The following is a 13,271-nucleotide window of genomic DNA, read 5'->3' as shown; positions in this document are numbered from 1 at the left end:
GTGCGGAACCGTCCGGAGCGGCAGTGTGCGGTCCAGACCGCACGTCCGGGGGAGCGGCCTCGGGCGCCGCCCCCGCGTCCGAGGCGTGATCCGGCCGCACAGGTGGTGCGTGAGCCATCGGGCGGTGGTTCGTGAGATTGGCCGAATTTAGTCGTACGTGGAGCCGCTGCGCGGCCCGTCACGGCGTAGGCGGACTCGGCGCGGCCCTGCGCGGCCCTGCGCGGCCCTGCGCGGCCCTGCGCGGCCCTGCGCGGACCGGTCATTCGGACCGGGGACACCGCCGCCACCAGCAGGGTCGCGCCGTGGGACGGCCGAGGACGGTCAGCGGGCCGACGCGGTAGAGGGGCATCTCGACGAGGTCCGTCCCGGTGCCGAAGCCGAGGTACTCCACCGTCGCGGTGAGACCGAAGGCATGGGCACGCAGTCCGCTCCCCGCACCACGCCCCCTGCAGCCCGCAGCGTCGGCGGACGCGACGTGTACGAGACCTCCTTGAGCCGGTCGGCGGCTCGGGCGACCAGAGCCGTCACGGCTGCGGCGACCGGTAGACCTGTCGGCCGCCTGCCGGACATTTGTCCAGGGCGTGGCGCTTTTCCCGGTGAGCCGGGCGAACGGACCACCCCCGGCCCGTCATCTCGTGGACAAACAGGTTGAGAGAACAGGTCGAGAGAACAGGTCGAGCGAACGGGTCGGGCAAACAGGTCGGGCGCGGTCGTATTCAGGAACACGCCGTACGGAGAGACGGCGTAGCCGGTCACCCGAAATCGATAACGTCGCTTCCCGTGCGGGAAGTTGAACGATTCGGTGGTGGGCCGGTCGACGGAGTGACCGGTGCCGGCAGTCGCCTCTCCACGTTGTCGCGGGGAGCGGCTCTCCGCCGTCGTCCCGTTTACGCAAAGGCAATGCGCACACGAGTGAAGGGCGGTCATCCCGCCCGCGGGGCAGGCGATTGCCACGAATCGCCGGTGTCGCCTGCGGACGGTCGCTGGACCGTCCACCGAAGGGCGCCGCACGCTGCGTGCAACCGCCACCACGCTCTCCGTCTTCGGGACACGGGCGGAGGCCGCCGAGCACTGGCTGGCACCGGCTGCCGTGCCCGAGCCGGCCGTCTCGTCGCGGCCTCGGGGCTGCCGGACGGCTGAGGGGCGTCCCGGCCGCGGCCGGGACGCCCCTCAGGACCTGTCTGGCCGTCAGCCGAGGCCGGGGCCGCGCACCGGGATGCTGGTGAACGTCGGGGCGGGGGCCGGCTCGGTGAAGAAGTCGTTGCCCTTGTCGTCGACGACGACGAACGCCGGGAAGTCCTCGACCTCGATCCTCCAGACCGCCTCCATGCCGAGCTCCTCGTACTCGACGACCTCGACCTTCTTGATGCAGTCCTGGGCGAGGCGGGCCGCCGGGCCGCCGATCGAGCCGAGGTAGAAGCCGCCGTGCGCGTCGCACGCGTCGGTGACCTGCTGGGACCGGTTGCCCTTCGCCAGCATCACCTTGGAGCCGCCCGCCGCCTGGAACTGCGCGACGTAGCTGTCCATCCGGCCGGCCGTCGTCGGACCGAAGGAACCGGAGGCGTAACCCTCGGGCGTCTTCGCCGGTCCCGCGTAGTACACCGGGTGGTCCTTCAGGTACTGCGGCATCTCCTCGCCCGCGTCCAGCCGCTCCTTGATCTTGGCGTGCGCGATGTCGCGCGCCACGACCAGCGGGCCGGTCAGGGAGAGCCGGGTCTTGACCGGGTACTTGGTCAGCTCGGCGAGGATGTCGTCCATCGGGCGGTTGAGGTCGATCTTCACGACGTCCCCCGCCTCGTCGAGGTGCTCGTCGGTGGTGTCGGGGAGGAAGCGGGCCGGGTCCTTCTCCAGCTGCTCCAGGAAGACGCCCTCGGCGGTGATCTTCGCGGTGGCCTGGCGGTCGGCCGAGCAGGACACGGCGATGGCGACGGGCAGCGAGGCGCCGTGCCGGGGGAGACGGACCACGCGCACGTCGTGGCAGAAGTACTTGCCGCCGAACTGCGCCCCGATGCCGATCTTCTGCGTCAGCTCGAAGACCTTCTCCTCCAGCTCCTTGTCCCGGAATCCGTGACCGGTGGGGGAGCCCTCGGCGGGCAGCTCGTCCAGGTAGTGCGCGGAGGCGTACTTCGCGGTCTTCAGCGCGAACTCGGCGGACGTACCGCCGACGACGATGGCCAGGTGGTACGGCGGGCAGGCGGCCGTGCCCAGGGAGCGGATCTTCTGCTCGAGGAACTTCATCATGGAGGCCTCGTTGAGGACCGCCTTGGTCTCCTGGAAGAGGAACGACTTGTTGGCCGAGCCGCCGCCCTTTGCCATGAAGAGGAACTTGTACGCGCCTCCGTCGGTCGCGTACAGCTCGATCTGCGCCGGGAGGTTCGAGCCGGTGTTCTTCTCGTCCCACATGTTCAGCGGTGCCATCTGCGAGTAGCGCAGGTTGAGCTTGGTGTACGCGTCGAAGATGCCGTGCGACAGCGCCTCCTCGTCACCGCCCGCCGTCAGCACGTTCTGCCCGCGCTTGCCCATGACGATCGCGGTACCGGTGTCCTGGCACATGGGCAGAACACCCGCGGCGGCGATGTTCGCGTTCTTCAGCAGGTCGAGCGCGACGAACTTGTCGTTGGACGACGCCTCGGGGTCGTCCACGATCCGTCGCAGCTGCGCCAGGTGCGCAGGCCGCAGATAGTGCGAGATGTCGTGCATGGCCTCGGCGGCCAGGGTGCGCAGCGCCTCCGGCTCGACCTTGAGGAACGTCCGTCCGTCGGCCTCGAAGGTGGACACACCCTCGGCGGTGACCAGGCGGTACGGCGTGGTGTCCTCTCCCAGGGGGAGCAGATCGGAGTACGCAAACTCTGGCATTACGGCCATTCCTCACTCGGCAGACAGCGGCTGACCTCCCTTGGGCAGCGCACCCACCAGGGTAGGACCCCGCGGGCGCGGTGGGTCTGTGAGGTAGGGCTCACCGGATCCGGACGCGCGCCCGGCGGAACGGATCGCGATACACGTGCGCGCCGCGCCCGGCCGCCCACTAGTCGCGATCTATCGCGTTTGGGTACGCTGGGTCGGTGGACCTCGAAAAGCACCCCCAACAGCCCACCGCGCGGGCGGAATCCGACGTCATCCGCGCCTCCGACGCGGACCGCGACCGGATCGCGGACATCCTGCGCGATGCGATGGCCGAGGGCCGGCTGACCGCCGACGAGCATGCCGAGCGGGTCGATTCCGTCTACCGCGCCAAGACCGTCGGGGAACTCGAACCGTTGGTACGGGACCTGCCGACGCCGGGCGGCACCCCCAGGGCCGTCGGTGCCACGTACAGCAGCACCCCTGAGGCGCCGACGGGTCCCGTCGACAACCTCGTGGCGATCTTCAGCAGTGCCAGTCGCAAGGGGCGCTGGCGGGTCAGCGGGCGGATGAACGCGTTCTCGTTGTTCGGCAGCGTGGAAATCGATCTGACCGAGGCTCTTTTCGGCCAGCGGCTCACCGTGATCAACGCGACCTCCATCTTCGGAAGTGTGGAGATCAGGGTTCCCGAGAACATCTCGCTGCGTGGCAACGGCTCGGGAATTTTCGGCAATTTCGAAGTCGTCACACTGGAATCGGTGGACCCGGAGGCCCCTGTGGTGGCCGTCAACGGATATTCGGTGTTCGGCAGCGTCGAGGCGAAGCCCAAGCGTGGCAAGTTCCTTGCGGATCTGCAGGACAGGCTGCGCAAGCATCTCGGTCACTGAGGCGGGAGTGCGACGGCGCGCAGTGGTGCGAGGGGGCGTGGATTCGGACGGAAATATGCTCGACCGCAATTCCGCGGTCCGGAACTGAGTGCCACTCAGTGCATAGGCGTGCGTACAGCGGGTAGGGAGTGCTGCATCGTCTCTCGCTCGCGAAGCCGTCGTCAGGAGTGGACCGTGCTGCAACTGCCGCATCAGCCCCTGCAGGTCGCCGCCATCCCTCCCCAGCGGATCCCCGCTAGGGAGGACCAGGCCGGCCCCTGGCACTCGGAGGCGGTGTGCCGCCGGGATGAAGCCGGGCTGTTCTTCGCCCCGTCGAAGGAGCCGACTGCTGCCCGACTGTCGCGCGAGGAGTCCGCGAAGCGGGTCTGCGCGCGCTGCCCCGTGATGATCGAATGCCGGGAACACGCCTTGGTGCAACCGGAGCCCTACGGAGTGTGGGGCGGCCTCACAGCTGCCGAACGCCGGGTGGCGCTCGCCCGCCGAAGGCGGCGCGAGGCCGAGCTCAAGGCATCCGGCGCGACCGGCCACATCGCCGCGGCCGGCTGACAGGTCCGGTCGGTCACTCGCTCTACGCCCGTCCCCGTCGTCGTCCACCCGGCCCGGACCCGCCTGCTCGAAGAGGCGCCCCCACCGCACATGGGGGGCGCCTCTTCGAGCGGACGGGCCGGGGCAGGAGGGCGGGCGCGGTACGCACCCGGGCCCGGGAAGGGGTGCTACTTCGCGCGGTCGAAGTCGATCGCGCTGTAGGCGCGCAGCTTCGACAGCCGGTGGGTGGAGTCGATCTTCCGGATGGTGCCCGACTTGGAGCGCATGACGATCGACTCGGTGGTCGCCGTCTCCGCGCGGTAGCGCACGCCACGCATCAGTTCGCCGTCCGTGATGCCGGTCGCCACGAAGAACACGTTGTCGCCGCTGACCAGGTCGTCCGTGGACAGCACCCGGTCCAGGTCGTGACCGGCGTCCAGGGCGCGCTGCCGCTCCGCCGCGTCCTTCGGCCAGAGCTTGCCCTGGATGACACCGCCCAGGCACTTTATGGCGCAGGCCGAGATGATGCCTTCGGGCGTGCCGCCGATCCCCATGAGCAGGTCGACGCCGGTGCCCTCGCGGGCGGCCATGATCGAGCCCGCGACGTCGCCGTCGGAGATGAACTTGATCCGGGCGCCGGTCTCCCGGATCTCCTTGACGATGCCCTCGTGGCGGGGGCGGTCCAGGATGACGACGGTGACGTCCTCGGGCATGGAGTTCTTCGCCTTGGCGACCCGGCGGATGTTCACCGAGACGGGGGCGTTGATGTCGACGAAGTCGGCGGCCTCGGGGCCGGTGACCAGCTTGTCCATGTAGAAGACGGCGGACGGGTCGAACATCGCGCCCCGGTCGGCCGCGGCCAGCACGGCGATCGCGTTCGGCATGCCCTTGGCGTTCAGGGTCGTGCCGTCGATCGGGTCGACGGCGATGTCGACCTCGGGGCCGGTGCCGTCGCCGACGCGTTCGCCGTTGAACAGCATGGGCGCTTCGTCCTTCTCGCCCTCGCCGATGACGACGATGCCGTTCATCGACACGGTGGAGACGAGGGTCCGCATGGCCTTCACGGCGGCACCGTCGGCGCCGATCTTGTCCCCGCGGCCGACCCAGCGCCCGGCGGCCATGGCGGCCGCCTCGGTGACCCGGACGAGCTCCAGGGCGAGGTTGCGGTCGGGGGCCTCCGGGGAGACTTCGAGCTGGGACGGCAGATGATGCTCGGACATCGGAGCGCACCTTTCTGTACGACGACGACCGGATGAGGGTGATGTGACTCTATCGTCAGGTCGATAAAATGAGCAGACCGGGTCACGAATGAGCGGCCGCGCTCGATCCGATCCCTCGATCCGATCCCTCGATCAGGTCTCTCGATCCGGTCCCGCGATTCGGTCGCGAACGGGCTGATGCGACGATGGGCGCGTGGCAAGCAAGCGAGGCAAGCAGACAGTGCGGGACATGTTCCTGTCGTTGGCGGTGATCGCCGCGGTGGCGGGGGTCGTCTACATCTTCGTTCCGCACGACGACAAGGCCGATCCGGTCAAGGCGGTCGACTACCGGGTCGAGCTCCTGACCGCGCGGCGCGCGGCCCCGTACCCGGTGGCCGCTCCGAGCGGTCTGGCACAGGACTGGAAGCCCACCTCGGTCGGTTACGACCGTGCGGCGGGCGACAGTTGGCACCTGGGCTTCCTCGACCCGGACGGCAAGTACGTCGCGGTGGAGCAGTCCACGTCCCCGGCGAAGACGTACGTCACCGAGGTCAGTCAGAAGGCGAAGGACACCGGCCGCACGCAGCAGGTGGCGGGGGAGACCTGGCAGCACTGGGAGGGCCCGAAGTACGACGCCCTCGTGCGCCAGGACAAGGGTGCGACCACGGTCGTGACCGGGTCCGCCTCGACGGAGCGACTGGCGGAGATGGCTGCGTCGCTCAAGACGTCCTGACTGCCGCACTGCGGCGGGTGCACATGAGGAAGGCCCTGGAGCACCTGCTCCAGGGCCTTCCTCATGTGCCGCGCGTGCCCGTGTGGGCGGCGGGGCTCAGACGGTCTTGACGACCTCGTCGAACGCGAGACGCGGCGAGCGGGGGAACCATGCGTCCTCGCCCGGCTTGCCGATGTTGACGACCATCAGCACGTTGTGGTCGCCGTCGAGGAACTCCTTCTCGATGCCCGCGGCGTCGTAGCCGGTCATCGGGCCTGCGGCCAGGCCGGCGGCGCGGACGCCGATGATGAAGTAGGCGGCCTGCAGGGCGGCGTTCAGCGTGGCGGCCGACTCGCGGACCGGGCGCTCGGAGAAGAACATGTCCTTGGCCTGCGGGAAGTGCGGCAGCAGGGCCGGGAGCTCCTCGTGGAACTCGTTGTCCGCGGCCAGGATCGCGACCAGCGGAGCGGCCGAGGTCTTGGGCTGGTTGCCCTCGGCCATGTGCGGGACCAGGCGGGCGCGGGCCTCGTCCGAACGGACGAGGATGACGCGCAGCGGCGACTGGTTGAACGCGGTCGGGCCGTACTTGACCAGGTCGTAGATCGCCTGGACCTGCTCATCGGTCACCGGCTCGTCGGTGAAGGTGTTGGCGGTGCGGGCCTCACGGAAGAGGAGGTCCTGGGCGGCGGGGTCAAGAACGAGGGACATCTTGCGTATTACCTTCCGGACGTACACGGGGGATCAAGCAACATCGATCACGGTACGGGAGAGGTAGGTTAACTTTCAACTAAAGCGGGATGGGAGTGACTCACTCCACAGCGCGGGCGTCTTGCGTCGTTTCGCCCGTCTGTGCCGACGGGCCCCTGCCCCTGCCCCTGCGCCAGAGCCACGGCGCCGCGCATCCGGTACCGCACCTCTCGGGCCGCCCCGCCGGGCCCGTGCCTCCGGCCCCATATCTGTGGGGCCGGACCTGTGGGGCCATACCTCGGGGCGTGCTTCCGCGCGTACGTCAGCCCGCGTCGTCCGCCGTGTCCCCGGCGTCTCCCGCAGGGTCGGCAGGTCGTGCCAGTGCCGCGTCGAGACGGGCGCGCGCGCCCTCCAGCCAGTGCCGGCACACCTTCGCCAGCTCCTCGCCGCGCTCCCACAGCGCGAGGGAGTCCTCCAGCGAGGTCCCGCCCGCCTCCAGCCGGCGCACCACTTCGATCAGCTCGTCGCGCGCCTGCTCGTACCCGAGCGTGCCCGTGGCCGCAGCCGTCGTCCCGTCGTCCGTCATGTGATCCACCTTATGCGTCGGCATGTCCGTCACTTCCGGCCCCGGCCGGCCTTCGGGCGCCCGTGCACGCGCCCGGAAGGTGTTGCGCGCTCGGCGATGTCGCTCACTCGGCGACCCGCACCACGAATTCGCCGCCCGACACCCGGGCCCGCAGCGCGTCCCCGGCGGCGCCCGCGTCGGCCGGGTCCCGGACCACGTGCCCGTCCGCCCGCTGGAGCACCGCGTACCCGCGCTCAAGAGTCGCCGCCGGCGACAGCGCGACCACCCGGGCCCGGGTGTGGGCGAGCTCCGAGTCCGCGCGGTCCAGCAGATGGCCCAGCACCCGCCGCCCGCGCCCGATCAGCGCGTCGATCTCCGAGGCGCGCTCGTCCACCATCCGCTGCGGGTGCTCCATGGAAGGCCGCCCCAGCGCGTGGGCCAGGCCCCGCTCCTCCCGGTCGAGCAGCCCCCGTACCGTCCGCAGCGCCCGGTCCCGCAGCTGCTGCACCCGGTCCAGCTCCTCGCCCACATCGGGCACGATCTTCTTCGCCGCGTCCGTGGGCGTGGAGGCCCGCACGTCGGCGACGAGGTCGAGCAGAGGGGAGTCCGGCTCGTGCCCGATCGCCGAGACGACCGGGGTGCGGCAGGCGGCGACCGTACGGATCAGCTCCTCGTCCGAGAACGGCAGCAGGTCCTCCACACTGCCCCCGCCGCGCGCCACGACGATCACGTCCACCTCGTCGACGGCGTCGAGCTCCTTGACCGCGCGGACCACCTGGTTCACCGCGTGCACCCCCTGCACCGCGGTGTTGCGCACCTCGAAGCGGACGGCGGGCCACCGGCGGCGCGCGTTCTCCAGCACATCGCGCTCGGCCGCCGACGCGCGTCCGCAGACGAGCCCGATCAGCTGGGGCAGGAAGGGCAGCGGCTTCTTGCGGTCGAGCGCGAAGAGGCCCTCCGAGGCCAGGGATTTCTTGAGCTGCTCCAGCCGGACCAGCAGCTCGCCGATGCCGACCGGCCGGATCTCCGTGGCCCGCAGTGAGAGCTGGCCGCGGGGCGCGTACCACTCGGGCTTCGCGAGGACGACGACCCGCGCCCCCTCCGTCACCACGTCCGCGATCCGGTCGAAGGCCTGCCGGAAGCACGTCACGCTCACCGAGATGTCGTGCGACGGGTCGCGCAGTGTCAGGAACACCACTCCGGCACCCGGCCGCCGCGACAGCTGAGTGATCTGCCCCTCGACCCAGACGGCGCCGAGCCTGTCGATCCAGCCACCGATCAGCCGTGACACGTCACCGACGGGCAGCGGAGCTTCCGGGGAAGTTTGGAGGGCCATGCGAGCGAGCGTATCCGTCGGCACCGACAAGAGGGCGGCCGCGCGGCAAGGACCGGGCCGGGCCTCGCCGCACGGCCGCGCGGCCGGGACCGGACAGCGCCCCGCACGGCCGCGTGGCGAAGAGCATGCCCAGTGCCCCGCACGGCCGAGCCGTCCCTCACCGCACGGCGGGGGCCGGGCCCGAGCCGTTCCTCGTCCCTCACGCCATCGGGCCCGAACCGTCCCTCACGTCACCCACCCGGCGCCCGCGTTGCAACACCAGCACCACCAACCCCACCGCCAGCCAGCACGCGCCCACCACCTGAGCGCTCGTCGTCGCCTCAACGATCACCGCGATCAGCACCCCGGCACCCACCACCGGGATCAGGACGTGCCGCCACCAGACCGGCGGCCCCTCCATCCGCCGCACCGCGAACCAGCCGACCACCGACGCGTGGAGCAGGACGAACGCGGTCAGCGCCCCGACGTCCACCACCGACACCAGGTGATCCAGACCGTCGTCCCGCCGGGCCGCCCACACCGCCGCGACCAGCGTCACGACCGCCGCGATCAGGATCGCGATCCGCGGCACCCCCGAGCTCGGATCGACCTTGGACAGCAGCGCGGGCAGTCGGCGCTCCCGTGCCATCGCGAACAGCAGCCGCCCCGCGGCTGCCTGCCCCGCCAGTGCCGCGAACGCCGCCCCGATCGCCTTGCTGACGGCCACCAGATCGTGCAGCCAGGACCCGACCGCGGAATCCACCGTGTCGTAGAACGCCGATCCCTGCGCGGCCGGATCGGCGGCCAGCTCCGCCGACGTCATCGGCTCGAGGAGCGCGGCCAGATATCCCTGTGCCACGAACAGCACCCCCGCGAGCACCAGGCAGAACAGCACCGCCCGCGCCACCTTCTCCGAACCGCCCGTCACCTCCTCCGCGAACGAGGCGATGGCATCGAAGCCCAGATACGAGAGCACCGCCACGGACACCGCGCCCAGCACCGCCGCCGCGGAGAACCCGGAATCCCCGGTGAGCGGCGTCAGCCAGCCGCGCTGCGCCCCGTCCTGTACGAGTACCACCACCGCGGACACCATGAACACCAGCAGCACCACGATCTCCATCGCGAGCACCGCGAAACCGACCCGGGCCGCGGCCCGCACGCCCCAGAGGTTGAGCAGGGTGGTGAGGACCACCGCCAGCGCGGTCCACACCCACCGCGACACCTCTGGCACCAGCGAATTCATCGCGATCCCGGAGAAGAGATAGGCGACCGCGGGGATCAGCAGGTAGTCGAGCATCGCCATCCACCCGGCGATGAAACCCGGCCCCTCACCGAGCCCCTTGCGCGCGTACGCGAAGACGGAACCCGCCAGGGGGGCCACCCGCACCATCTGGGCGTAACTGAAGGCGGTGAAGGCCATGACGACGGTCGCGGCGATGTACACCAGCGCCACGGCCCCGTCGGACTTCGCGTCGAGGGTGCCGAAGACGCCGACGGGGGCCATCGGGGCGATGAAGAGGAGCCCGTAGACGACCAGGTCGCGGAATCCCAGGGTCCGCCGCAGCCCCGCGCGGTCCGTGGTGCTGCCGCTGTCGCCGCCGCCGCTGCCGTCGCCGCCGGAATCCGTACCGCTGCCGGCCATGAGCCCTCCGTTGGTCGCGTGAAGATCAGTCTCCCGACCCCGCCGTCCCCGCGCCTGTTCGGTACGGCCTTACGATGGGACGCATGACTGCTACGACACCCCGCCGCGTCCTGCTCGCCGCTCCCCGTGGCTACTGCGCGGGCGTGGACCGTGCCGTGATCGCCGTGGAGAAGGCCCTGGAGCAGTACGGCTCCCCGGTCTACGTTCGCCACGAGATCGTCCACAACAAGTACGTCGTACAGACCCTGGAGAAGAAGGGCGCGATCTTCGTCGAGGAGACGGCGGAGGTCCCCGAGGGCTCGATCGTCATGTTCTCCGCGCACGGCGTCGCACCGACCGTGCACGAGGAGGCGGCCGAGCGGAAGCTCGCCACGATCGACGCGACCTGCCCCCTCGTCACCAAGGTCCACAAGGAGGCCGTCCGCTTCGCGCAGGACGACTTCGACATCCTCCTGATCGGCCACGAGGGCCACGAGGAGGTCATCGGCACCTCCGGCGAGGCCCCCGACCACATCACCCTGGTCGACGGCCCCGAGGACGTCGCGAACGTCGAGGTGCGCGACCCCTCCCGGGTCGTCTGGCTCTCCCAGACCACGCTCTCGGTCGACGAGACGATGGAGACCGTCGGCGCGCTCAAGGAGAAGTTCCCGCTCCTGATCTCGCCGCCCAGCGACGACATCTGCTACGCCACGCAGAACCGCCAGATCGCGGTGAAGCAGATGGGTGCGGACGCCGACCTGGTGATCGTCGTCGGCTCGAAGAACTCCTCGAACTCGGTCCGTCTGGTCGAGGTCGCGCTCGGCGCGGGTGCGGGCGACTCCCACCTCGTCGACTCCGCCGACGAGATCGACGAGGCCTGGCTGGAGGGCGTCTCCACGGTCGGGGTCACCTCCGGCGCGTCCGTTCCCGAGGTGCTGGTCGACGGGGTCCTGGCCTGGCTGTCCGAGCGGGGCTTCGAGGACGTGGAGATCGTCAAGGCGGCCGAGGAGTCCATCGTGTTCTCACTGCCCAAGGAGCTCCGCCGCGACCTGCGCGCGGAGGCGGCGGCCCTGTCCGCGGAATAGGGCCTGGCGGGGCGTTCGCGGGAGCAGCACGCGTCCGTCCGGTTTTCCGTTCCAGGAAGTGAGCGGCGCCCGGTGCCCGTACCGTGGATCACATGGAGATCTTCGGCGTGGATATCGGCGGATCCGGGATCAAGGGTGCTCCCGTGGACCTGGACCGCGGAGACCTGGCGCAGGAACGCCACAAAGTACTCACCCCGCACCCCGCCACTCCCAAGGACGTGGCGGCGAGCGTGGCCGAGGTCGTCGGCCACTTCGACTGGAAGGGGCCGGTGGGCATCACCTTCCCGGGTGTCGTCACCGACGGCCTGACCCGTACCGCGGCCAATGTCGACAAGGGCTGGGTCGACCTGGACGCCCGCACCCTGCTCGGCGACAAGCTCGGCCTCCCGGTCACCGTCCTGAACGACGCGGACGCGGCCGGTATCGCCGAGATGACCTTCGGCGCGGGCCGGGACCGCAAGGGCACGGTCATCGTGCTGACGCTCGGTACGGGGATCGGCAGCGCCCTATTCATCGACGGCCGGCTGGTGCCCAACACGGAGCTGGGCCATCTGGAGCTGCACGGCCACGACGCGGAGAAGCACGCCTCCACCAAGGCCAAGGAGGACGAGGACCTGAGCTGGCACCACTGGGCTCACCGGGTGCAGAAGTACCTGGCCCATGTGGAGATGCTGTTCTCGCCCGAGCTGTTCATCATCGGCGGCGGGGTCAGCCGCAAGGCCGAGAAGTTCCTGCCGCTCATCGAGCACGTGCGGGCCGAGATGGTGCCCGCGGAACTGCAGAACAACGCGGGCATCGTGGGTGCGGCGATGGCGGCTGCGGGCCGCTGAGGCGCCTCGGGTCCTCCGGTCCTCGGGCGGCCCTCGGGGACAGAGGCGGCTGCGGGCTGCCGAGCTGCCTCCGGCTTCTCCGGTCCTCCGGGGCAGTCCTCAGCGCTGGGACGGGCGCCGCGGGGTGCGTCCGGCGGGCCGCGGCGACGGTGACGGCTGCCCGGCCGGCCGCGCGGTCTGCGCGGCCAGCAGCATCCGCCGCTGCCTGGCCCGCATCAGGCGGACCTTCCGTACGGTCGCGATGAGACCGGCCACGAGCGTGCCGCCGTACAGCCAGCCGGCGTGGACCGCGAGCGCCGTGACGACAGCCATGGTCTGTCCGCCGAAGCCGCCCGTGCCGCCGGAGATCGGGATGATGCCGACGGCGAACGCGATCGGCACGCTGATCGGCGCGGTCACCAGGTCGGCTGGCCGCACCCAGAGCGCGGTCAGCGCGCTGACCGGCAGGAACAGCACACCGAACACGGCGGACGAGGCGTCGAACAGCAGCCAGTCCGCGCAGCCGATCACGAACATGACGGCGGCCGCGAAGAGCCCGGCTCCGATACCGGTCAGCCGGGGATTGGGCAGCCGCCGCAAGGCGAGCACGGCAGGCGCCACCGGGCGGGCCCGGCCTGCCGGCGCCCTCGTCACTCGGTAGACGGCCGCGCTGTCGGCGACTGATCCCTCGGATCCCCCGGCTTCCTTCGTCCCGAGCGGGGACAGGGGGGCCGGCCGGGTCTGCCTGCGCTGCGGGGGACGTGTCCTGTGCTGCTCCACCGGGACAACGTAGGTCGCCGGACGGGCGGAAGCGGGTGCGGGACACGCGCTTTGGTCGACCTTGGCGACGAGTTCGATGCCACACGGCCCAACGGGAACCGATTCCGCCCTGATTTCCGCCCCCGCCCCTCACCTGGACCGCCTACGGGACCGGCACCGATTCCGTACCCGCCCCGACCCGTGACCGGCCGCCCGCCCCCGCCCGTAAACTGGAGAATCGGCCCACCCGGGCCCGACGTCCATTC

General features: G+C 70.7%; 12 protein-coding genes. 5 read left to right on the top strand and 7 right to left on the bottom strand.

Going from position 1 to position 13,271, the window contains the following annotated elements; all coding sequences use genetic code 11:
• Positions 1-1,188: 1,188 nt before the first annotated feature.
• Positions 1,189-2,856, bottom strand: coding sequence for a fumarate hydratase (locus ABT025_RS02895; RefSeq protein ID WP_350989111.1), 1,668 nt, complete (start codon positions 2,854-2,856; stop codon positions 1,189-1,191).
• Between the two features lie 206 nt (positions 2,857-3,062).
• On the opposite strand from ABT025_RS02895, the gene ABT025_RS02890 reads away from it, so the two are divergent.
• Both ABT025_RS02890 and ABT025_RS02885 read left to right on the top strand, forming a co-directional pair.
• Positions 3,063-3,728: a DUF1707 SHOCT-like domain-containing protein gene (locus ABT025_RS02890; protein WP_350989109.1), complete on the top strand. Its 666-nt coding sequence runs from the start codon at positions 3,063-3,065 to the stop codon at positions 3,726-3,728.
• A gap of 174 nt (positions 3,729-3,902) precedes the next feature.
• Complete coding sequence (locus ABT025_RS02885) at positions 3,903-4,274, top strand: WhiB family transcriptional regulator (protein WP_350989107.1); 372 nt, start codon at positions 3,903-3,905, stop codon at positions 4,272-4,274.
• Between the two features lie 167 nt (positions 4,275-4,441).
• On the opposite strand, the gene glpX is transcribed toward ABT025_RS02885, so the two are convergent.
• The gene (gene glpX, locus ABT025_RS02880) at positions 4,442-5,473 is read right to left on the bottom strand and encodes a class II fructose-bisphosphatase (RefSeq protein ID WP_250967899.1); all 1,032 of its coding nucleotides are present in this window, start codon (positions 5,471-5,473) and stop codon (positions 4,442-4,444) included.
• 193 nt (positions 5,474-5,666) lie between these two features.
• Here glpX and ABT025_RS02875 point away from each other — a divergent pair, with 193 nt between their 5' ends.
• The gene (locus tag ABT025_RS02875) at positions 5,667-6,185 is read left to right on the top strand and encodes a DUF4245 domain-containing protein (protein ID WP_350989104.1); all 519 of its coding nucleotides are present in this window, start codon (positions 5,667-5,669) and stop codon (positions 6,183-6,185) included.
• Between the two features lie 96 nt (positions 6,186-6,281).
• Here the strand turns inward: ABT025_RS02875 and ABT025_RS02870 are convergent, their stop codons facing one another.
• From ABT025_RS02870 to ABT025_RS02855, 4 genes are all read right to left on the bottom strand, one after another.
• Positions 6,282-6,872, bottom strand: coding sequence for a malonic semialdehyde reductase (locus tag ABT025_RS02870; protein ID WP_350989102.1), 591 nt, complete (start codon positions 6,870-6,872; stop codon positions 6,282-6,284).
• Between the two features lie 301 nt (positions 6,873-7,173).
• The gene (locus ABT025_RS02865; protein ID WP_350989100.1) at positions 7,174-7,437 is read right to left on the bottom strand and encodes an exodeoxyribonuclease VII small subunit; all 264 of its coding nucleotides are present in this window, start codon (positions 7,435-7,437) and stop codon (positions 7,174-7,176) included.
• A gap of 103 nt (positions 7,438-7,540) precedes the next feature.
• Positions 7,541-8,752: an exodeoxyribonuclease VII large subunit gene (xseA, locus tag ABT025_RS02860; protein ID WP_350989098.1), complete on the bottom strand. Its 1,212-nt coding sequence runs from the start codon at positions 8,750-8,752 to the stop codon at positions 7,541-7,543.
• 199 nt (positions 8,753-8,951) lie between these two features.
• On the bottom strand, positions 8,952-10,373 hold the full coding sequence (locus tag ABT025_RS02855; RefSeq protein WP_350989096.1) for an APC family permease: 1,422 nt from the start codon (positions 10,371-10,373) through the stop codon (positions 8,952-8,954).
• Between the two features lie 74 nt (positions 10,374-10,447).
• On the opposite strand from ABT025_RS02855, the gene ABT025_RS02850 reads away from it, so the two are divergent.
• Both ABT025_RS02850 and ppgK read left to right on the top strand, forming a co-directional pair.
• Positions 10,448-11,437, top strand: a complete 990-nt coding sequence (locus ABT025_RS02850) for a 4-hydroxy-3-methylbut-2-enyl diphosphate reductase (protein ID WP_350989094.1) — start codon at positions 10,448-10,450, stop codon at positions 11,435-11,437.
• A gap of 92 nt (positions 11,438-11,529) precedes the next feature.
• A complete protein-coding gene (gene ppgK, locus ABT025_RS02845; RefSeq protein WP_350989092.1) occupies positions 11,530-12,267 on the top strand; it encodes a polyphosphate--glucose phosphotransferase in 738 nt (245 codons plus the stop codon).
• A 99-nt stretch (positions 12,268-12,366) separates the two neighbouring features.
• Here the strand turns inward: ppgK and ABT025_RS02840 are convergent, their stop codons facing one another.
• Entirely contained in the window at positions 12,367-13,026 is a 660-nt protein-coding gene (locus tag ABT025_RS02840) for a DUF6542 domain-containing protein (RefSeq protein ID WP_502971879.1), read from the bottom strand.
• Positions 13,027-13,271 lie beyond the last annotated feature (245 nt).

Source organism: Streptomyces sp. NPDC002809, assembly GCF_040295435.1.
Taxonomy (GTDB): domain Bacteria; phylum Actinomycetota; class Actinomycetes; order Streptomycetales; family Streptomycetaceae; genus Streptomyces.
Note: the sequence above shows the minus strand (reverse complement) of the source record. Positions and strands in the feature narration are given on the sequence as shown.

What these genes read in the sequence shown, in the direction of transcription:
- ABT025_RS02895 (WP_350989111.1), bottom strand. Translation starts at nt 2,856, where the DNA reads ATGCCAGAGTTTGCGTACTCCGATCTGCTCCCCCTGGGAGAGGACACC.
- glpX (WP_250967899.1), bottom strand. Translation starts at nt 5,473, where the DNA reads ATGTCCGAGCATCATCTGCCGTCCCAGCTCGAAGTCTCCCCGGAGGCC.
- ABT025_RS02870 (WP_350989102.1), bottom strand. Translation starts at nt 6,872, where the DNA reads ATGTCCCTCGTTCTTGACCCCGCCGCCCAGGACCTCCTCTTCCGTGAG.
- ABT025_RS02865 (WP_350989100.1), bottom strand. Translation starts at nt 7,437, where the DNA reads ATGACGGACGACGGGACGACGGCTGCGGCCACGGGCACGCTCGGGTAC.
- xseA (WP_350989098.1), bottom strand. Translation starts at nt 8,752, where the DNA reads ATGGCCCTCCAAACTTCCCCGGAAGCTCCGCTGCCCGTCGGTGACGTG.
- ABT025_RS02855 (WP_350989096.1), bottom strand. Translation starts at nt 10,373, where the DNA reads ATGGCCGGCAGCGGTACGGATTCCGGCGGCGACGGCAGCGGCGGCGGC.
- ABT025_RS02850 (WP_350989094.1), top strand. Translation starts at nt 10,448, where the DNA reads ATGGGACGCATGACTGCTACGACACCCCGCCGCGTCCTGCTCGCCGCT.
- ppgK (WP_350989092.1), top strand. Translation starts at nt 11,530, where the DNA reads ATGGAGATCTTCGGCGTGGATATCGGCGGATCCGGGATCAAGGGTGCT.